17 protein-coding genes are annotated in these 18234 nt (G+C 69.4%); 5 read left to right on the top strand and 12 right to left on the bottom strand.

The genetic code is table 11. The features are described from left to right. Nucleotides 1-51: 51 nt before the first annotated feature. The 3 genes from OG714_RS05535 to dctA are packed head-to-tail and all read right to left on the bottom strand — an operon-like array spanning nucleotide 52 to nucleotide 3545. Nucleotides 52-951 (bottom strand): LysR family transcriptional regulator, encoded by a 900-nt coding sequence (locus OG714_RS05535; RefSeq protein WP_406118937.1) that lies wholly within the window; start codon nucleotides 949-951, stop codon nucleotides 52-54. A 42-nt stretch (nucleotides 952-993) separates the two neighbouring features. Then, a complete protein-coding gene (locus tag OG714_RS05540) occupies nucleotides 994-2145 on the bottom strand; it encodes a glycerate kinase (RefSeq protein WP_406118938.1) in 1152 nt (383 codons plus the stop codon). Continuing rightward, nucleotides 2145-3545 carry a C4-dicarboxylate transporter DctA gene (gene dctA, locus OG714_RS05545; protein ID WP_406118939.1) on the bottom strand — a complete coding sequence of 467 codons (1401 nt, stop codon included), beginning with the start codon at nucleotides 3543-3545 and terminating at the stop codon, nucleotides 2145-2147. The genes OG714_RS05540 and dctA overlap by 1 nt, the downstream gene beginning before the upstream one ends. 298 nt (nucleotides 3546-3843) lie before the next feature. On the opposite strand from dctA, the gene OG714_RS05550 reads away from it, so the two are divergent. Next, nucleotides 3844-4035: a hypothetical protein gene (locus OG714_RS05550; protein WP_406118941.1), complete on the top strand. Its 192-nt coding sequence runs from the start codon at nucleotides 3844-3846 to the stop codon at nucleotides 4033-4035. Nucleotides 4036-4070: 35 nt separating this feature from the next. Here OG714_RS05550 and OG714_RS05555 read toward each other — a convergent pair whose 3' ends face one another. After that, on the bottom strand, nucleotides 4071-4787 hold the full coding sequence (locus tag OG714_RS05555; RefSeq protein WP_406118943.1) for a SecDF P1 head subdomain-containing protein: 717 nt from the start codon (nucleotides 4785-4787) through the stop codon (nucleotides 4071-4073). Next, nucleotides 4784-5332, bottom strand: coding sequence for a SigE family RNA polymerase sigma factor (locus OG714_RS05560; protein ID WP_406118944.1), 549 nt, complete (start codon nucleotides 5330-5332; stop codon nucleotides 4784-4786). Before OG714_RS05560 ends, OG714_RS05555 begins: the two co-directional genes overlap by 4 nt. Before the next feature lie 132 nt (nucleotides 5333-5464). Between OG714_RS05560 and OG714_RS05565 the strand changes: the two genes are divergently transcribed. Next, on the top strand, nucleotides 5465-5608 hold the full coding sequence (locus OG714_RS05565; RefSeq protein ID WP_406118946.1) for a hypothetical protein: 144 nt from the start codon (nucleotides 5465-5467) through the stop codon (nucleotides 5606-5608). A 6-nt stretch (nucleotides 5609-5614) separates the two neighbouring features. Here the strand turns inward: OG714_RS05565 and OG714_RS05570 are convergent. Further along, nucleotides 5615-6405, bottom strand: a protein-coding gene (locus OG714_RS05570) for an IS5 family transposase (RefSeq protein ID WP_406131724.1) whose coding sequence is annotated in 2 segments (ribosomal slippage) — nucleotides 5615-6087 and nucleotides 6087-6405 — 792 coding nt in all. Because the reading frame shifts where the segments join, the coding sequence is not laid out codon by codon here. 261 nt (nucleotides 6406-6666) lie between these two features. Beyond that, nucleotides 6667-7374, bottom strand: coding sequence for a TetR/AcrR family transcriptional regulator (locus tag OG714_RS05575; protein WP_406118948.1), 708 nt, complete (start codon nucleotides 7372-7374; stop codon nucleotides 6667-6669). A 148-nt stretch (nucleotides 7375-7522) separates the two neighbouring features. On the opposite strand from OG714_RS05575, the gene OG714_RS05580 reads away from it, so the two are divergent. Continuing rightward, on the top strand, nucleotides 7523-8197 hold the full coding sequence (locus OG714_RS05580) for an SDR family NAD(P)-dependent oxidoreductase (RefSeq protein ID WP_406118949.1): 675 nt from the start codon (nucleotides 7523-7525) through the stop codon (nucleotides 8195-8197). Between the two features lie 351 nt (nucleotides 8198-8548). Next, a complete protein-coding gene (locus OG714_RS05585; RefSeq protein WP_406118951.1) occupies nucleotides 8549-8875 on the top strand; it encodes a winged helix-turn-helix transcriptional regulator in 327 nt (108 codons plus the stop codon). A 154-nt stretch (nucleotides 8876-9029) separates the two neighbouring features. Here the strand turns inward: OG714_RS05585 and OG714_RS05590 are convergent, their stop codons facing one another. The 5 genes from OG714_RS05590 to OG714_RS05610 form a co-directional block, all read right to left on the bottom strand. Next, nucleotides 9030-11660, bottom strand: coding sequence for a family 78 glycoside hydrolase catalytic domain (locus tag OG714_RS05590; protein WP_406118953.1), 2631 nt, complete (start codon nucleotides 11658-11660; stop codon nucleotides 9030-9032). Continuing rightward, complete coding sequence (locus OG714_RS05595) at nucleotides 11657-12553, bottom strand: carbohydrate ABC transporter permease (protein ID WP_406118954.1); 897 nt, start codon at nucleotides 12551-12553, stop codon at nucleotides 11657-11659. Before OG714_RS05595 ends, OG714_RS05590 begins: the two co-directional genes overlap by 4 nt. A 6-nt stretch (nucleotides 12554-12559) precedes the next feature. Further along, nucleotides 12560-13444, bottom strand: a complete 885-nt coding sequence (locus tag OG714_RS05600) for a carbohydrate ABC transporter permease (RefSeq protein ID WP_406118956.1) — start codon at nucleotides 13442-13444, stop codon at nucleotides 12560-12562. Nucleotides 13445-13501: 57 nt separating this feature from the next. Then, the gene (locus tag OG714_RS05605) at nucleotides 13502-14803 is read right to left on the bottom strand and encodes an ABC transporter substrate-binding protein (protein WP_406118957.1); all 1302 of its coding nucleotides are present in this window, start codon (nucleotides 14801-14803) and stop codon (nucleotides 13502-13504) included. Between the two features lie 189 nt (nucleotides 14804-14992). Then, nucleotides 14993-16036: a LacI family DNA-binding transcriptional regulator gene (locus tag OG714_RS05610; protein WP_406118958.1), complete on the bottom strand. Its 1044-nt coding sequence runs from the start codon at nucleotides 16034-16036 to the stop codon at nucleotides 14993-14995. A gap of 736 nt (nucleotides 16037-16772) precedes the next feature. Between OG714_RS05610 and OG714_RS05615 the strand changes: the two genes are divergently transcribed. Further along, the gene (locus OG714_RS05615; RefSeq protein ID WP_406118960.1) at nucleotides 16773-18203 is read left to right on the top strand and encodes an RICIN domain-containing protein; all 1431 of its coding nucleotides are present in this window, start codon (nucleotides 16773-16775) and stop codon (nucleotides 18201-18203) included. Nucleotides 18204-18234 lie beyond the last annotated feature (31 nt).

Here is an 18234-nt window from a genome sequence, read left to right on the forward strand (position 1 = left end):
TCCAAGACCTGCTTTCGATACGACGTATAGGCGCGGCCGATCGGTCATGCGTCAGGTGGAGGGGGCCCGCCGCTGTGCCAGGGATCTGGTGAGGGCGAGGAACTTGCGCGCGGCCGGCGTGAGGTGCGCGGGCAGGCTGACCATCGCCACGTGCAGGCGGGCCGTCGGCTCGATGGGTGCGACCACCGCGCCGCAGCGGCGGGCCAGCCGGGTCCAGGAGGACGGCAGGACCGCGACTCCCACCCCGGTGAGGACCAGCGGCAGGATCGACGTGCGGTGGTCGACGACCGTCACGATCTCCGTTCCGGTGCCGCCCGCGGTGATGTCGTCGACGATGCTGCGCATCAGGCTGCCGGTACGGGACGCGATGAGCTTGTGGCCGGCGAGATCCTCGGGCCGGATCGTGACGTCGTCCTCGATCGTCCCGCCGGGTGCGGCCACGACGACGAACGGCTGGTCCTCGATGTGCAGGACGTCCACACCGGACGGGTGCACGGGGGCGGAGCTGCCCAGCAGGCCCAGTTCGCAGGCGCCGCTGCGGACCAGGGAGACGACCTCGTCCGGGGTGAAGGCGGCCTGAGTGCTCACCGTCACCGACGGGTGCAGTTCGGCGAAGCGGTGGATGAGGGTGGTGAGCGGTTCGATGCCGGGCGAGGGCATGGTGGCGACCTCGACCGTGCCGCCGTGCAGCCCGGCGAGCGCGGCGGCGGTGTCCCGTACGGCCGCCATGTCCCGCAGCACGCGCCGGCTCGGCTCCAGCAGTTCCGCACCGGCTTCGCTCAGTACGACGCCCCGTCCCACCCGGTGGAAGAGGGCCACCCCGAGATCGGCCTCCAGGTTCGCCATCGCCTGGGACAACGACGGCTGGGCCACGTGGAGGGCGGCGGCGGCCTTGCTGAAACCGCCGTGCTCGACGATGGCGAGGAAGTACTCCAGTTGCCGGGCGTCCACGGCGCCTCCCCGCTCTGTGCTGGTCCGACGGGCGGAGCGAGCCTACCTGCCGGTTTCCGTTCCTCCGCGTCCGATCCAGTGGTCGGCCAGGGTCCGCCCGCACTGGGCGAGCAGGTGCGCCGACAGGGCGCTGTCGTTCGCGCAGTCCTGGTCGGTCAGGTCCGTCAGTACCTGGACGGAGCGGAAGTCGGCGGCGGTCCTGTCGGCGGGAAGGGTGCAACGGCCGGCCACCGCGTGCACCGCTGTGCCCTGCCGACGGGCCCGCCGGGCGAGCGCGACCGGCAGCTTGCCCGACAGGGACTGCTCGTCGAGGCTGCCTTCGCCGGTGACGACGAAGTCGCTGCGGGCCAGTAGTTCGTCGGCACCGAGCAGGGTGAGGAAGTAGTCGGCCCCCGACCGCACCCGACCGCCCAGCAGCATCCCGGCATACCCGAGCCCGCCGGCCGCCCCGGCACCGAGGGCATCGGCAAGACCTGCTGCCTCTGCGACGCCGGCCGCATCCAGTCGCCGTACGAATCCGGCGAGCGCGCCGTCCAGTTCCCGCACCTCGCTCGCGGTCGCCCCCTTCTGGGGACCGTAGACGGCGGCTGTGCCCGCCGGCCCGGGCAGTGGGTTGTCCACGTCGGTGGCGAGGACCAGGCCGACTCCCGCCAAAGCGGCGCGGGCCTCGGCGAGGTCGACCGTGCGCAGACCGGCGAGTCCCGCACCACCCGGACCGATCGGAGTGCCGTCCTCCCGGGCCAGTCTCCCGCCGAGGGACTGCAGCAGGCCCACCCCGCCGTCGGTGGTCGCGACCCCGCCCAGAGCGAGGACGATCGTGTCCGCCCTGCCCGCCAGCGCGTAACGGACGGCCTGACCGACACCCCAACTGGTGGCCGTGAGCGGCGCCTTGCGGCCGCCCGGCAGCATACCGAGTCCGCAGACGGAAGCCGCCTCGACGAGGACGGTACGGCCGTGCACCGCGACCTCGGCCGTGACGGGCCGGCCTGTCGGCCCGGTCACCGTGATCTTCTCGGAGCTGAACCGGCGCGCGCAGGCGGCGGACACGCTCCCCTCGCCCCCGTCCGCCGGCGCCAGGCGGTCGCCCCGGGCCCACGTGGCTGCTTCCAGCAGCCCGCGTTCAAGCGCTCGGGCCACCTCGTCGGCGCTGAGAGAGCCCTTGAACTTGTCCGGGGCGATCAGCACGGACACCATCAGGACGGCACCTCGGCGGTCTGCGGGGCGGGGAACACGGCGACCGGCCGGACGTCCTCGACCTCGGCCTCGGTGGTCAGCGGAGGCTCGCCCGCCTTGCCGGCCAGCACCGCCCGGGCCCGCTCCAGGTCCAGGCCGTTCTCCCACCTGGCGACGAACAGGGTGGCGACGGCGTTGCCGAAGAAGTTCACCAGCGCCCGGCACTCCGACATGAACTTGTCGATGCCGAAGATGAGCATGATGCCCGCCGCCGGGACGGAACCGACCGTCGACAGGGTCGCGGTGAGCGCGATGAACCCGCCGCCCGCGACGCCCGCCGCGCCCTTGGACGTCAGCAACATGACGGCCAGCAGGCCGAGTTGCTGGCCGATGGAGAGGGAGGTGTCGGTGGCCTGGGCGATGTAGAGGGTGGCCAGCGAGAGGTAGATCGCCGCGCCGTCGAGGTTGAAGCTGTAGCCGGTCGGCACCACCAGGCCGACCGTGGACCGCTCCGCGCCCATGAACTGCAGCTTGCGCATCAGTCCGGGCAGCGCGGGCTCGGCGGTCGAAGTGCCGAGGATCAGCCAGAACTCCTCCTTGAAATAGCGGAAGAGCTGGAAGATGTTCAGCCGCACGTACAGGGCGAGCACCGCGCCGAGCGCGACCACGACGAACAGGGCCGAGGTGACGTAGAAGAGGACGATCAGCGAACCGAGGCTGGTCAGGGTGGAGAGGCCGAACTTCCCGATCGCGTACGACATCGCGCCGAAGGCACCCAGCGGCGCGGCCTTCATGACGAAGGACAGCACCTTGAAGACGACCTCGGTCAGCCGTCCCACGGCCGCGATGACCGGCTCGCCCGACTTCCCCACCATCTTGATCGCGATGCCGAAGACGACGGCCAGGAAGATGACCTGGAGGATGTTCCCCTCGACGAACGGGCCGAAGAAGCTGTTCGGCACGATGTTGGTGAGGAACTCCCACCAGTGCTGGTGCTCGCCCTGCGAGATGTACTGGCTCGCGTCGCCCGACGTCTTCAGCGTCGACGGATCGGCGTGCACGCCGTCGCCGAGCCGGAAGACGTTGATCGCCACCAGGCCCGTCAGCAGCGCGACGATCGTGCCGGCCTGGAAGTAGACCAGCGCCTTGATCCCGGTACGGCCGACCTTCTTCAGGTCCGCGACGCCGGCGATGCCGCCGATGATCGTCAGGAAGACGATCGGGCCGATCAGCATTTTCATCGCGGTGATGAACGTCGTACCGATCGGCTCCATGTCGGTGGCCGGATCCGGCCACCGCCAGCCCAGCACGATGCCGATCACGATCGCCACCAGTACCTGGACGTACAACTGCCGGTACCACGGCTTCGCCGTGATACGCGCGGCCTGCTCGGCTCGTCCGTTGTCCGGGGTATGCGTCATTGCAGCCTCCCTGATCGCGCGACACCGAGCCCGATCGGTCCGCGCGGACTTTCGCCACAGTGAACCGGGGCACACGTCAGGGGGTCCACGACCAAAAATCGATGCCCCGTATAAGCCTGGCCTATCAATACCGGCCCAGGCCGCAGGCTCCACTCCGCGGACTGACTGGCCCTAACAAAAGCGGTTGATCATGTGACGGTGGGCTTGTCTGCTCGCTGGTCTGGCTGTGGGGAACTGCTCCTCATACCACTGCTGAGGATTCGGCATACTGCGCACTTCGCTCGTCCTCTTCGCGAGCGTGCAGCTGGTCGCCCCGGGCCTCGGCGACCACTGGTTCAGCCGGGACTACGCGCCGTACGGCCGGCATCACGACGAGCGCGTGAAGTACCTCCTGACCGAGGCACTCCCGCTGCTCGGATTCATGCTCCTCGGCGTCCTGTTCCGGGCGCAGGGCAGGCCGCCGCGCAGGGCGGAGACGGGCCCGCGTTGACCCGCTCCGGGTGCCTACGTGACCTGCACCGGCTGTCAGTTCGGGTCCAGCCGGTGGGCGAGTTCGAGGGCGGTGGCGCCGGTGAGGTCTCCGACGTAGGGCCCGACGATCTCGATACGGCCGCCGGTGATCGACGAGGTCACGAAGGGGGTGCCCCAGAGCTTGCCGTCGATGACTATGGCGATTTCGTTGCGTGGGGCCGGGGCCGACGCGATGGAGCCGGTGAGGGCGGCGAAACGGGTCCGGTCGGCGGAGTCGAGGGTCACCTCGACCCGCCAGGTGCCGTCGGCACCGCTCTTGTCGGCCTTCGCGGAGGCGACCTTGACGTCGGTCATGCCTCTGGCCCGGTCGGCCTGAACGCAGAACTCCGGGTGGGCCGCGCTCGCGGGCACGGGGTAGCCGCCGCTGCCCTGGGCGCAGGCGTGCTCGTTGGACGAGGTGACCGGCAGGAAGGAGATCAGGGCCGCCTTCCCGGTGTTCGTGGTGTCGCCCCCTGCGGCGGGCTGACCCACGTGGGCGCGCAGGGGCGCACCGTCCGCGACGGCCGCCCAGGCGGTGGCGACCGCGACGGCGGCGACGATGCCGACACCGGCACGGGCCAGTCGCTGCCGCCGCCGGGCGATCCGCAACGCGCCGTCGGCCAGGCCGACCAGTTGGGCACCGGCGGCGTCACCGCCGCTCCCCCGGACCTGGGCGTGCAGGGCGTCGCGCAACGACGTTTCGTGCAGCGGGTGTTCCGTCGAGTCGTTCATGCGACGACGCCCCTTCCGGAGGCGGTGGAGGAGGCGGCCGACTGTCCCGCCTCGGCCAAGGCGGTACGGAGAGAAGCGAGGGCCTTGTGGGTCTGGCTGCGGACCGTCCCCTGGGCGACACCCAGAATCGCGGCGATCTCCGCGTCCGGCCGGTCCTCGAAGTAGCGCAGCACGACCACCGCACGCTGGCGCTTGGGCAGCCGCCGCAGCGCGGCCATGATGTCCTGCCGCTGGACCACGGTGTCGGCCCAGTCGACGGCCTGCGCGGACGGCTGGTCCGGCAGGGTGTCGGTGACCGTCTCCCGTCCCCAGCTGAGCAGCCGGAAGCGGTCCACCTGGGCGTGGTAAAGCGCCCGGCGCACATAGATCTCCGGCTGCTCCCGGTCGCGCAGCTTCGACCAGCGCCGAGCGGTGGCGGCAAGCGCGGTCTGGAGCAGGTCCCGGCCCTGCTCCCAGTCCCCGGTGAGCAGGTAGGCCGTGTCCAGCAGCGATCTCGACCGTGCCGCCACGAACTCGCGGAACTGGCGTTCCTCGTCGGCATTCAATGCGCCCTCCCTCGTTCCCCTGTAAAGACGGGCGCGGAAGGAGGTTCGACTGCCCCGCCGGTCAGACTTTCTCGCCCCCAAGCCTGCCGGGCTCCTCGCGGGGGCGACGTGACGGCCACATACGGTCAGAGCATGGACATGATCGGCGGCGTCGTCGGCATCGCGTACTCGCACTTCTCCATCAGCGAGCGTGTCGAGCCAGGCTTCGACAACGCCACGCAGGCACCGGACTCCTGTACCGACGACCCAGTGATCCTCACGCCCGGCCGGCTTTAACTGGCCCTAACAAAGACTCTGGACGTGCCGTTGGGTGATGAGGCAGGTGGCGAGGCCAAGGAATGCTTCGTGGATGTCGTCGCGTCGTTCCCAGCGGATGCGCAGGCGGCGGAAGCCGTGGAGCCAGGAGATGGTGCGCTCGCCGACGTAGCGGAAGATACTCAGTCCGGTGCCGTGGGGCTGGCCTCGCTGTGCAATCACCGGGCGGATCCCGCGCTGCCAGAGCAGGCGGCGGTACTTGTCGTGGTCGTAGCCACGGTCGGCCAGCAGCGCGTCCGGGCGTCGGCGGGGTCTGCCGACCCGGCCCGCAACGGCCGGAATCTTGTCGAGCAGCGGCAGGAGTTGGGTGACGTCGTTGCGGTTGCCGCCGGTCAGCGACACCGCGAGCGGGATGCCCTGCCCGTCGACGATGAGGTGGTGTTTGCTGCCCGGACGTGCACGGTCGACCGGGCTGGGCCCGCTTTGGGGCCGCGTCGGGCCGCGCGGACGTGCGAGGAGTCGTTCACCGCCCGGGACCAGTCCAGCTTGTCCTTCGAGCGCAGCTTCTCCAGCAGCACGACTTGGAGTTGGTCCCAGACGCCGGCCTCGTTCCAGGCGGCGTGGCGCCGCCAGCAGGTCATGCCGGATCCGAAGCCCAGTTCCTGGGGGAGGTACTCCCACTGGATGCTGGTGTGCAGGACGAACAGGATTCCGCACAGGGCCTGGCGGTCCGGCACGTGAGGTCTGCCCTCGACCAGCTTCGGACCTGGTTCGGGCAGCAACGGCTCGATGAGCGACCACAGTTCATCCGACACGATCCACGAACGCGACTGACGTTTCCCCACAGCCAGACCAACGAGCGGACAAGCCCACCGTCACATGATCAACCGCTTTTGTCAGGGCCAGTAAGGGACCTCCACATGACCGAGTGGACGCGCTTCTGGTGGATGGTCGACTGTCCAGCAACCCGACTCCGCCAGAACCGGGGCGTCCCACCCCGTTTCCCCGCCAAGCGCCGATCACTGCGAGCTCAGCGAGAAAACGAGCCCACGAGACCACGAGGCAGCTCCAGCCTCAGGTCAGCTGTCTCTCGCGTCCGGCTCCGACGCCGCCGCAGCCGCAGCCGCCGGACCGGCACGGAGCATGGCCCTGTAGAGAGCGTCATGCTCGGGCGAGGCGGGCAGGGGGCCACGGGCCGGGCCCTCGAAGGACTGGACCAACAGAGCGACAACGCGGCGCCAGGCATCGGGGGCGGCGTCGCCGGTGGCGTTGACGACACCGGCGTTCGCCATGTGCAGCAGCACCAGGTCCGAGGAGTCGAAGTCCTCGCGCAACCGGCCCGTCGCCTTGGCCCGGTTGATGAGCTCCACCATGCCCTCGTAGGCCTCGTTGCGACGCCGTTCCAGGGCCTTGGCGGTGGGGAAGGTCGTGATCAGGACGTCGGCGAAGCCGCTGTCGGCGGCCTGCATCGCACAGGCGGTCTCGACATAGCCGACGAACCCGCTCCAGGGATCGGGGTCCTCCAGGGCGACGGCGACCGCATCGGCGTAGGCGTCCATGCGGTCGAAGAAGACCGCGTCGACCAACTCCTCCTTCGTGGGGAAGCGACGGAACATGGTGGCGATCCCGACCCCCGCCTCACGGGCCACGGATGCCATCGAGGCGCCCAGACCGTCGCGCGCGAACACCTTGCGGGCGGCGGCGGCGATCCGCTCACGGTTGCGCTCGGCGTCGCTGCGCAAGGGCTGGGCGGCAGAGCCGTCGGGATGCTGGGCGCCAGAGGTCATGCCGGGGAGTCTAGCAATCGGAGTGCCCTATCCATTTCGAGTGGTACGGTGATGACAGTGAACCGGTAAGGCCTATCCGGATGTGAATACGGATAGGCCTATCCGAATCTCTGCTTCCTTCAACTGGCTTTTTTGGGAAAGGATTGCTGTGACCAGCATCGCCATCATCGGAGCCGGCCCCCAGCTGGGCCTGGCCATCGCCCGTACCTTCGGCACCCAGGGCTTGAACGTCGCCCTGATCTCCCGCAACCGCACCAAGCTCGACGAACTCGTCGGCAAGCTCACCGCCGAGGGCATCACCGCCGCGGCCTTCCCCGCGGACGTCCTCGACCGCGAGGTGCTCACCCAGGCCCTCAAGGACGCCGCCGCGAAGTTCGGCAGCATCGACGTCCTGGAGTACTCCCCGGTCGCGGGCGCCGCCACCGCGCTGGCCACGCCGGCCGAGGCCGAACCGGCTGACGTACAGCACGAGATCGAGTTCCAGCTCTACGGTGCCATCGCCGCCACCAAGGCGGTGCTGCCTGCGATGCGGGAGGCCGGCGCGGGCACGCTGCTCTACACCACCGGCGCGGGCTCCATCGATCCCGTGCCGCAGGTCGGCAACGTCAACGCGGCCGCCGCGGCCCTGCGCAACTGGGCGGTCAACCTCCACAAGGAGCTGGACGGCACCGGTGTGCAGGCCGCCCACATCGGCATCGACGTGTCGATCGGCACGCCGGCCGTCCCCGGCTTCCCGACGGCCCAGCCCGAGGAGATCTCCCCCGTCTACTGGGAACTGCACACCACCAAGCGCGACCAGGCCGAACTCGTCTTCAGCCTCTGAGACCACACCAGGGCTCCGCCCTCCTTCGTCGGAGCTGGATCGCGCCACCGCGCTTCCTGCCGCGGCGGCGCGATCCGAAAGAGGGCTCATGCCACGTTCGCGCCGCCCGGAGCCCGGACGCAGGCCCCCGCCGGTGCACCTGATAGGCGTCGTCAAGTGCACTGCGACCCTTCGGCTGCGCCACCTGACCATCGCCGTCCACGCGGTGCTGCCCGCCCTCGCGTCGATCGCCGTGAGGTTGGTCCGGGTGCCGATGACGCGACACCGGGCAGTGCAAGATCGCCCACCACACGGCCACCGGATCCTCGCCCTGCCCCGCACGAAGCGGGCCGTCACGCCCCGGAGCACCGCATGGAGGTCGACGCCGGCATCGCCCTCTTCTTCCAACTGTTCGGCAAGCGCTGGACCGGCCAGATCGTGTCCGTACTCGCCGCAGGGCCGGCACACTTCGCCTCCCTGTGTCGGGCGATCCCCGGGATCAGCGAGCGCATGCTCTCCGACCGCCTCACCGAGCTCGCCGCCGCGGACCTGATCGTGCGTGAGGTGGACGAGGGGCCGCCGTTGCGGGTGTCCTACCGGCTGACGGAGGCGGGCACGGCGCTGGAGCCCGCGCTCGACGAACTCGCGCAGTGGGCGCGGACCCATCTGCCGGAGACGGGAGGACCGGCCGACCGCTGAGGTCGTCCGCCCAAAGACGGCGGCAAGGCCCCGCCCAAGCCGATCCCCGTTGTTGGTACGCACGCCGCGCGCTCGACCTCGACAGGCTCGGATCACGGCAAACAGTGCCCACGGCCCGGGGAAAACGCCCGGGTTCCGCGGACGTGGATCCGGCTCAGTCGTAGCGGTTGGGCGATGCCGGCCGTTCGGTGGGACGCTCCGGTCGCCACGTCGTGGTGGTTCCGGTGGCCAAGGTGGTCACGTCTCCGTCCGGCCATTCGATCCGTGCCGTTGCCCCGGTGGGCACCGTCGTGCGTACCTCGATGCCCGAGGCGTGCAGTTCCCAGCGGATGGCTACGCGGCCGTACGGTGACTCGTGGGCGGCGTCGGCCCAGGTGATGCCCCCGCCCGGTCGGGGGCGGAAGACGACGTCGCGGTAGCCGGGTGAGGCGGCGGTCAGGCCGGCGACCGTGGTGTGCAGCCACTGGGCGACCGCGCCGAGGGCGTAGTGGTTGAAGGAGGTCATCTCGCCCGGGTTGACGGTGCCGTCGGGGAGCATGCTGTCCCAGCGTTCCCAGATGGTGGTGGCGTCGTGCTTCAGCGCGTACAGCCAGGAGGGGCAGTCCTGTTGGAGGAGCAGGGTGTAGGCGGTGTCGACGTGGTGGGTGGCGCTGAGTGCGGGGGTCACGAGCGGTGTGCCGATGAAGCCGGTCTGGATGGTGTGGCCGCCCGCGGCGACGAGTTCGGCGAGACGGTTGCCTGCCGTGGTCCGGGCTGCCGGGTCGGGAAGCAGGTCGAACTGGAGGGCGACGGCATAGGCGGTCTGGGTGTCGCTGGTCATCAGGCCGGAAGGGAGCACGTAGGCGTCGTTGAAAGCCTGGCGCACCCGGTGAGCGAGATCCTCGTAGCGTCGACGGTCTTCTTCGCGTCCCAGGACGCCTGCGGTCCACGCCGTGTGCCGCGCGGACCAGGCGTAGTGGGCGGTGGCGATGAGGTGGCGGTCGGTGCGGCCTGCACCCGGGTCCTCAGGGGGTGCGGACGGGTCGAGCCAGTCGCCTAGCTGGTAGCCGTCGTTCCACAGGCCCGACGGGTCCGCGAGTTCGGTGACGAGGTCGACCCAGCGGCGTGCGCTGTCGTACTGGGCGGCCAGCAGCCCGGTGTCGCCGGAGTCCTGGTACAGCGCCCACGGGGTCAACGCCACGACGTCGCCCCAGCCCGCGCCGGGTCTGGCCGGTGTCCACTGCGGGCCGCCGGGGATGGCCGGCACGTACCAGGGGACGGTGCCGTCGTCGTGCTGCTCGACGGCGACGTCGCGCAGCCAGGACGTGAGCATGCCGTGGCAGTCGTAGAGGAAAGTGGCGGTGGGTGCGAAGACCTGGATGTCGCCTGTCCAGCCGAGCCGTTCGTCGCGCTGCGGGCAGTCGGTGGGCAGGTCGACGAAGTTGCCGCGCAGGCTCCACACCACGTTCTCGTGCAGCCGGTTCACCTGGTCGTTGGAGCACGCGAACCAGCCGGTCCTGGCCATGTCGGTGTGGTGGACGCGGGCCACGATGTCGCGGTGGGGGTCGCCGCCGCGCCAGCCGGTGATCTCGGCGTAGCGGAAGCCGTGGATGGTGAAGCGCGGTTCCCACGTCTCGCGGCCGTTGCCCCGGAGGACGTACCGGTCGGTGGAGACGGCCCCGCGCAGGGGGCGCACGCACAGTTCGCCGTCCTGGAGCACCTCGGCATGGCGGATGACGACCGTGTGTCCGGCCGGTCCCGTCACGGTGATGCGGACCCTGCCGACGAGGTTCTGGCCGAAGTCCACCAGGAGACGGTCGGCGTCGAGGGCGGTCACCTGGGCCGGGGCGATCTCCTCGGTGCAGCGCACCGGTGGCCCGGTGGGGGCGACCAGCGTCGCCGGGTCCCGGGTGACGATGTCGACCGGTGACCAGTCGCTGTCGCCGAATCCGGGGGTGGACCAGCGTGGTTGGTCGTCCCGGGCGTCGTAGGTCTCGCCGTCGAGCAGGCCGCTGGACACGATCGGACCGTGTGCCGCCCGCCAGGAGGTGTCGGTGCCGATGGTGGTGCGGGTTCCGTCGCGGTGGACGATCTCGAGCTGGGCGATGAGGGCGACCCGGTCGCCGTAGAGATCGGAGTGGCCGCCGTCGAAGCCCAGCCGGCCGCGGTACCAGCCGTCGGCCAGCCAGGCGCCGATGGTGTTGCCACCGGCGAGCAGATGGTCGGTGACGTCGTGGGTCTGGTAGCGCAGCCGGTGGTCGTAGCTGGTCCAGCCGGGGGCGAGCGTGTGGTCGCCGACGCGTCGGCCGTTGATCTCGATCTCGTACAGGCCGTGCGCGGTGACGTACAGCCGCGCACGCTCCACCTCCGCGCCGGCCCGGAAGTCCTTGCGCAGGAGCGGGGGACGCCGCTCGCCGTCGAGCCGCTCCAGCGACTGGCGTCGCGGCGAGATCGCGTGCGCGGTCCAGTCGGCCGGCTCCAGCAGTCCCGTCTCCAGGTGCAGCACCGGGCTCCAGTCGCCTGGGGTGCCGTCGGCTCCTCGGACCCGGACGCGTATCCCGGCATGTTCCCGCGAGGCCAGTGGCTGGTCCGGCCAGTCGACGAGGACGGACTCCTCGGAGGCCACCCAGGGGGTGCGGTGCGTGCCGTCGGCGCGGTGGATCTCGATCTGGTACGCCTGCTGCGTCCAGCCGGACGGCGCGGTGGTCCTCCAGGAGATCCGGGGTGCTGATTCACCGATGCCGAACGGCTCCCGGTGATGTTCCGCGGTCGGAGTGGCGACGGCCGGTGTCGGCTCGCGGGTCATCCCTTCACCGCCCCGGCCGTCAGGCCCTTGATGATGCGCTGGTTGATGAGGAGGTACAGCACCAGGGCGCCGATCACGTTGATGCTGATCGCGGCGAAGAGCGGTCCGTAGGCCGTCTCGCCGTACTGGCCGGTGAAGTTGAGCAGTCCCACCTGGATGGTGCGCAGGTCGTCGTCGGTGGTGAAGGTGAGGGAGATGAGCAGGTCGTTCCAGATGAAGAAGAACTGCACGAGTCCCACGGTGAAGACGGCGTTGCGGACCATGGGGAAGGCGATCTTCCAGAAGGCTCTGAGGATGCTCGCTCCGTCGAGGGTGGCGGCTTCGAACACCTCGCGCGGGATCGAGCGGAAGTAGGTGGCCATCATGAAGACGGTCAGCGGGAGACCGGCCGCGGTGTAGGTGACGATCAGCGGCGCCAAGGTCCCGGACAGGCCGGTCTGGAAGTAGATCCGGAACAGCGGCAGCAGGATCATCTGGCTCGGCACCATGATGCCGAGGAGGAAGGCGAGCAGGACTCTGTGGCGTCCGCGCCAGACCATCACCTCCAGGGCGAAGCCGGCGGCGACGCCGAACAGGATGATGAGGGCGAGCGAGGGCACGGTGGCCATGAGGCTGTTGCGGATGTAGAGGGCGACATGCCCGGTCGTCCAGGCCTCGGTGTAGTTGTGGAGGCCCCAGCTCTTCGGCAGCGACCAGGCGGGGTCGTTGACGAACTCGGACTGGGTCTTGAAGGAGCTCAGCAGCAGCCACAGCAGCGGCGCCACCTCGATCACCACCAGCAGGGCCACGAGTGCGTCGCGCACCAGACGCCGGACGTGCCGGCTCTTGGGGAGGACGGCCGTCGGCGGGCGGGTGAAAGGTTTCCGCGGCGGCGCTGTCAGCGTGTCGGTCATGGGGGTTCAGCCCTTGGTCAGGTCGCGTCGCGAGAAGCGGAAGATGATGAGGGAGACGCCCAGGCAGACGACGGTGAGCAGCGAGGCGATGGTGCTGCCGTAGCCGTAGTCGCCGTAGGAGAACGCGGTGCGGAACATGTACAGCGTCAGGGGCGTCGTGTCGCTGCCGGGTCCGCCGTTCGTCAGGGCCAGGACGGAGTCGAAGACCTTGAGGGTGCCGTTGATGCTGAACACGGCCGACGCCAGGACCACCGGCCAGGACAGCGGCAGGACGACGTGCCGGATCAGCCGCCATCCCGTGGCGCCGTCCATCCGCGCGGACTCGAGGGTCTCCTCGGGGATGTCGAGCAGTCCGGCGTAGATGAGCACGCCGTAGAAGCCCATCGAGCGCCACACGTCCATCACGACCAGGACGAGGAAGGACCCTCCGCCGCCGGCGAACCAGTCCCCGTGGTGGATGCCGAGTGCCTCGATGGCGGTGTTGGCCAGGCCGTTCTGCGGGGCTACGGCGAAGAGTTTCTGGAACATCAGGGCCACGGCGACCGTCGGGAGGATCACCGGGAAGAACACCAGGGTGCGGATGAGCGCGGACGACTTGCGCAGGACGAAGACGTAGAGCAGGGCGAGCAGGTATCCGCAGAGCACCTGCCCGACGCTGACGACGACTCCGTACTTGAGGGTGAACCACAGTGCCGAGTGCGCCTGCGGGTCGTGCCACAGCTTCTCGAAGTTGCCGAACCCGTCGAAGGTGAACCCCTCGATGACGTTCCCCTTGAAGAAGGTGTATCCCAGGGACCAGCCCATCGGCACCAGCATCACCAGTGTGTACACGAGCAGCGCCGGACCCAGCAGGATGGCGAGGGCGCGGCGGTCTCCCAGAACTGAACGCATGACGGCTCTTTCGAAGGGTGCGGTGCGGTGCGGCGGCAGTTGGGCGGCGGACGGCGGTCAGCCGTTGTCGAGGTCTGCCTGGACCTTCTTCATGAAGTCCTTCGCGGAGAGGGACCCGTTGACCAGCGGCGCGGCGTTCGTCTGGCTGGTCGCGGTCGCCTTCGTGTTGAACAGCGCCTCGAACCACAGGGTGCTGGTCGTGGTCTTCGTGATGGTGTCCTGCACCGTCTGCGTGAGGACAGGCAGCGTGCCGGTGTCGCCGTTCGGCTTGAACCCGGAGACCGTGCCCTGGTCCTTGAGCGAGCCGGCGCCGTAGTTCTTCGCGGTGCAGGAGAGCCAGTCGCCGACCTTGGCGTTGTACGCCTTCGCCGAGACGGCGACCGGGAGACCGACGTTGGCCGGGATCTGGTCCGCGGACCCCTTGCCGCCGGCCACGGTCGGGAACGGCATGAAGCCGACGTTGGCCGCGCCGACCTTGTTCTTGGTCTCGTCGTTGAAGTCGCCGAGCGCCCAACTGCCCATGTAGTACATGGCGGCCTTGCCGGTGAGGAACTGCTGCGCGGCGGTGTCGTAGTCGAGGGATCCGACGCCCTTGCCGAAGTAGCCCGCCTTGCCGAGGTCGGCGATGGCCTGGGCGGCCTTGACGTATTCGGGGTCGGTCAGCTTGGCCTTGCCGTCCGCGACCGCCTGGAGAGCGTCGGGCCCCAGCTCGCGGTAGAGGTAGCTGCTGACCAGCCGGGTGAGGGGCCACCCCTCCTTGCCGGCCGCGGCGAAGGGGGTGACCCCCGCGCTCTTCAACTTGGCCGCCGCCGCGACCAGTTCGTCGTACGTGGTCGGGACGGCGATGTCGTTCGCGGCGAGAAGCTTCTTGTTGTACCAGATGCCCTCGATGTTGAACTGGTAGGGCATCACGTTGAACTTGCCGTACAGGTTCTCCACCGTCTTGACCGCGGCGGGCTGGATGTCGTCCCACACCCCGAGGTCCTTGAGCGTCTTCTCCAGGTCGAGAACCTGCCCGGCTTTGTCCAGCGTCTTGGTGAGGGCCGGAGTGCCTCCCGCCGCGAACTGCGCGGGGAGCGCGTTCTGGCCGGCGAGAAGCTGCACCTTCTGGTCGACGTTGCTGATCGGCAGGGTCTGGATCTTCAGCGGCAGAGCCGAGTTCTGCGTCTTGCACGCGCCGGTGCTCAGGGCCTTGAGCTCCTGCTGCACGATGTGGTTGTCGTCGTTGATGGTGAGCGAGTAGTCCTTGGCGCCGCCGCTCGACGCGTTCGAACCGCCGCCGCAGGCGCTCAGCAGCAGACCGGCGGAGGTGGCGGTTGCCAGGACGGCAAGACTGCGGGGCTTGAGGGTGTGGTGCACGGGGTTGCTCCTCGCGGTGCACAGCGCATTGAAGCGCTTCAATGTTGCCCCGGAACCTACGGCCCGCTTCGCGACCATGTCAAGGATGATTCGCCGGTATTTCCGAACCGCAATGCGCGCACAACGCCGGGAATCGGGCACGCCGGAAGGCGGGCCCTTGAGGAGCGGTGACGGCTGCGGACTACGGGTTCAGTGCGGCGCGCTGGCGCGGACGACCAGTTCGGGTTCGAGTACGACGGTGGCATGCCGGTGCTGCGCGCCCGAGGCCACCTCGTCCATCAGCAGCCGCATCGCTTCCTGCCCCATCGCCCGCCCCGGCAGGTCTACCGCGGTCAGGGGCACGGCCGCGGAACCGGCCGTCCGGTTGTTCTCGCACCCGATGACCGCGACCTGGTCGGGTACGCCGATGCCCGCCACCGTGTGCAGTTCGTGGATGATGCCGTTGGCCAGTTCGTCGGCGACGACGACGAGGCCGTCCGGCAGGTCGGCGGGCTTCCGTCCGGCGAGGGCCCTGCCGACCAGGTGTCCGTGCGCCGTGGTCAGGCCGACGCTGTCGATCTCTTCCAGCGTCACGCGGGCGCCGGCTTCCTCGACGGCCGCGTGTACCCCCCGGCGCCGCTCGCGCACGGGCTGGTAGTCGTCGTGCGCGACCACGTACGCCAGCCTGGTGCGTCCGGTGTCGATGAGGTGGCGGGCCGCGAGGTATCCCACGTGCTCGTTGTTGACCAGCACCGAGCAGCATGTGCCCGGCTTCGGCGAGTAGTTGAGGAGCACGATCTGGCGTCCGTGCGAGCGCATCCGGGCGATGCCGTCGGTCGAGTCCTCCATGGGGGCCAGCAGCACGCCGGTCACCCGGGCCTCGTCGAAGACGTCCAGGTAGTCGTTCTGGAGTCCCATGTCGCAGGTCGTGTTCGCGAGCAGCAGATTGAGGCCTGCCGTGCGGGCCGCCTCCTGTGCGCCGTGCGCCATGTCGATGAACAGTGAGTTCTCGATGTCCGCGAGCACCATGCCGACACTGTCGTTCGACCCGGACGCCAGCGACCGGGCCGCGTCGTTGCGTACGAAACCCAGCCGCGTTATGGCTTCGCGCACGCGCTGCGCCGTCACGGGGCTGACCTTGGCCGGATGGTTCAGGACGTTGGACACCGTGCCGAGCGAGACGCCCGCCGCCTTCGCGACGTCCTGCATGCTCGGACCGGCGTGCCCGTTCGCCCGTGGACCTGCGGCTGCCACGACGCTCCTCGACTTCCGGTCTCGATCGGCCTGGACGCGGATTGACGGGCCAGGCCGGTGTGAACAGGCGCAGGATACACGCTTCCGTTAAAGCGCTCCAACGCCTTCGCCGGCCACGCCCTGAAGACCAGTGGACGCCCGCGCGTACGCACAGGTCACGGCACTCCGCAGTCGTACGCCGAGAAGTCCCGCACTCCCCCGGGCCTTCTGCTCGACGGGTCCGGCTCCGGGAGCGGCACCACGGCACAGTACGGGCTGCGGCCTGCGGGACAAGCGCGCGAACCCTTGACGTCACGCCGGGAGAATGCCAGCCTCACACCGCTGAAGCGATTGAAGCGTATCAATCCGTCCTTCGGCTCTTGAGTGCCGGCCCACGCGGCGACACTCCCCGCAGCCGTACCGGCCAGGCACAAGCCTGACCATGTGCTCCGGTTCTGCGTCGGAGCACATGGTCGGCTCCCGCGCACACAGACCACGCCCGCCGTCCTTCTCTCACCGTCGAGGGAGTCGCGAAGTCATGACAGCCGGCCCCGACGTCCCAGCCCAGAACCGCTTACCGACGCCACCGCCGCCCGCTTGGACGACTGCCGTCCGGGCGTGCCCCGGACCCTGACGGCGGGGCGGTCGGAGGGACCGTATCGGGCCGAACCCGGCTGCGGACCTGCGCGAACCGATGCCCGGACACCGGCTGCGCGGTCGCACTCACCCACCCATCAGCGACACGAAGGAGTCTCGTATGACCAGCCATCGCACCGGAGGCGCCTACCCCGGAATCCGTGGACGCCGCTTCTCTCCCACCCTCGCCGCGATCCTGGCCGCCCTCGTGGCCGTCATAGGTCTGGTCACCGCCGGCCAGGCGAAGGCCCTGAGCGGTGACATCCGTATGCACGACCCGAGTCTCATCAAGGTGGGGAGCTGCTACTACGGCTTCTCCACCGGGTTCGAGAACGACTCCCTCAATCCCAGCGGATCCATCACCATCCGCAAGACGTGCGACGCCACCGCGGCGACCGGCTGGACGAAGGTGGGCAACGTCTGGGGGACGACCCCGTCCTGGATCACGAGCAAGCTCGGCTCGACCCCGCCGAACATCTGGGCCCCCGACATCAAGTACTTCAACGGCACCTACCACCTGTACTACGCCGGTTCGCTCTGGGGCACCTCGTACGCCGTCATGGGCCTCGCCACCGCCACCGACATCGAAGGCCCCTGGACCGACCAGGGCATGGTCACGGACGTCAACTACCCCATCGACCCGAACGTCGACTGGGGCCCCGACGGCCGGCTGTACATCTCCTGGGGTTCCTGGACCGGCAGCGGCACCTACCTGCACGTCCTGGACCAGACCACGGGCAAGCTCTCCACCACCGACAACAACCTCTGGCACATCGCCGTCGGAATCGAGAACCCGACGATCATCCTCAACGGTGGCTACTACTACCTCTTCGGCTCGAAGGGCCTGTGCTGCAGCGGAACCAGCAGCACCTACTACACCGTGGTCGGACGGTCCACCAGCATCACCGGCCCCTATCTCGACCAGAGCGGCACGGACATGGCCTCGGGCGGCGGAACCACCGTCCTCACCGGCGCCTACCCCAGGGTGGCCGCAGGCGGTGCCGACGCGTTCGACGACGGCGCGTCCAAGTTCCTCGCGTACCACTACTACGACGGCGACAACTCCGGCCAGGAGACCCTCGACATCCGTCAGGTCACCTTCGCGGGCGGCTGGCCCGTCATCGCAGGCCCGCTCGGAGGCGCCAACAACCATCTGCTGAACCGCAACAGCGGCAAGTGCGCTGACGTCTGGTCCCTGAGCACGGCGGACGGGGCAGCGGTCAATTCCGGCAACTGCAACTCCGGCGCCAACCAGCAGTGGGTGCCGACCGCCGTCGGCTCCAACTACAAACTGGTCAACGTCAACAGCGGCAAATGCCTTCAGGTCGCCGGCGCCTCCACCGCCAACGGGGCGGTGGCCGTCCAGTCGACGTGCACGGGCGCCTCGAACCAGCTGTGGACGAAGACCCCGGTGATCGGCGGCTACGTCACCTTCACCAACGTCAACAGCGGCAAATGCCTTGAGGTCGCCGGAGCGTCCACCGCCAACGGCGCGGCCCTGGACCAGTCCACCTGCGCCACTGGCGCGAACTACCAGTGGATGGTCGTCTGACGGTTCCAACGGGCGGTGCCGAGCCGCCGGC

Origin of the sequence: Streptomyces sp. NBC_00989 (genome assembly GCF_045162655.1) — a bacterium.
In the GTDB taxonomy this organism is placed as follows: Bacteria; Actinomycetota; Actinomycetes; order Streptomycetales; family Streptomycetaceae; genus Streptomyces.

Excerpts from the sequence above, each read along its gene's own strand:
- OG714_RS05540 (WP_406118938.1), bottom strand. The coding sequence starts at position 2,145 with ATGGTGTCCGTGCTGATCGCCCCGGACAAGTTCAAGGGCTCTCTCAGC.
- dctA (WP_406118939.1), bottom strand. The coding sequence starts at position 3,545 with ATGACGCATACCCCGGACAACGGACGAGCCGAGCAGGCCGCGCGTATC.
- OG714_RS05555 (WP_406118943.1), bottom strand. The coding sequence starts at position 4,787 with ATGAACGACTCGACGGAACACCCGCTGCACGAAACGTCGTTGCGCGAC.
- OG714_RS05565 (WP_406118946.1), top strand. The coding sequence starts at position 5,465 with ATGGACATGATCGGCGGCGTCGTCGGCATCGCGTACTCGCACTTCTCC.
- OG714_RS05575 (WP_406118948.1), bottom strand. The coding sequence starts at position 7,374 with ATGACCTCTGGCGCCCAGCATCCCGACGGCTCTGCCGCCCAGCCCTTG.
- OG714_RS05585 (WP_406118951.1), top strand. The coding sequence starts at position 8,549 with ATGGAGGTCGACGCCGGCATCGCCCTCTTCTTCCAACTGTTCGGCAAG.
- OG714_RS05590 (WP_406118953.1), bottom strand. The coding sequence starts at position 11,660 with ATGACCCGCGAGCCGACACCGGCCGTCGCCACTCCGACCGCGGAACAT.
- OG714_RS05595 (WP_406118954.1), bottom strand. The coding sequence starts at position 12,553 with ATGACCGACACGCTGACAGCGCCGCCGCGGAAACCTTTCACCCGCCCG.
- OG714_RS05600 (WP_406118956.1), bottom strand. The coding sequence starts at position 13,444 with ATGCGTTCAGTTCTGGGAGACCGCCGCGCCCTCGCCATCCTGCTGGGT.
- OG714_RS05615 (WP_406118960.1), top strand. The coding sequence starts at position 16,773 with ATGACCAGCCATCGCACCGGAGGCGCCTACCCCGGAATCCGTGGACGC.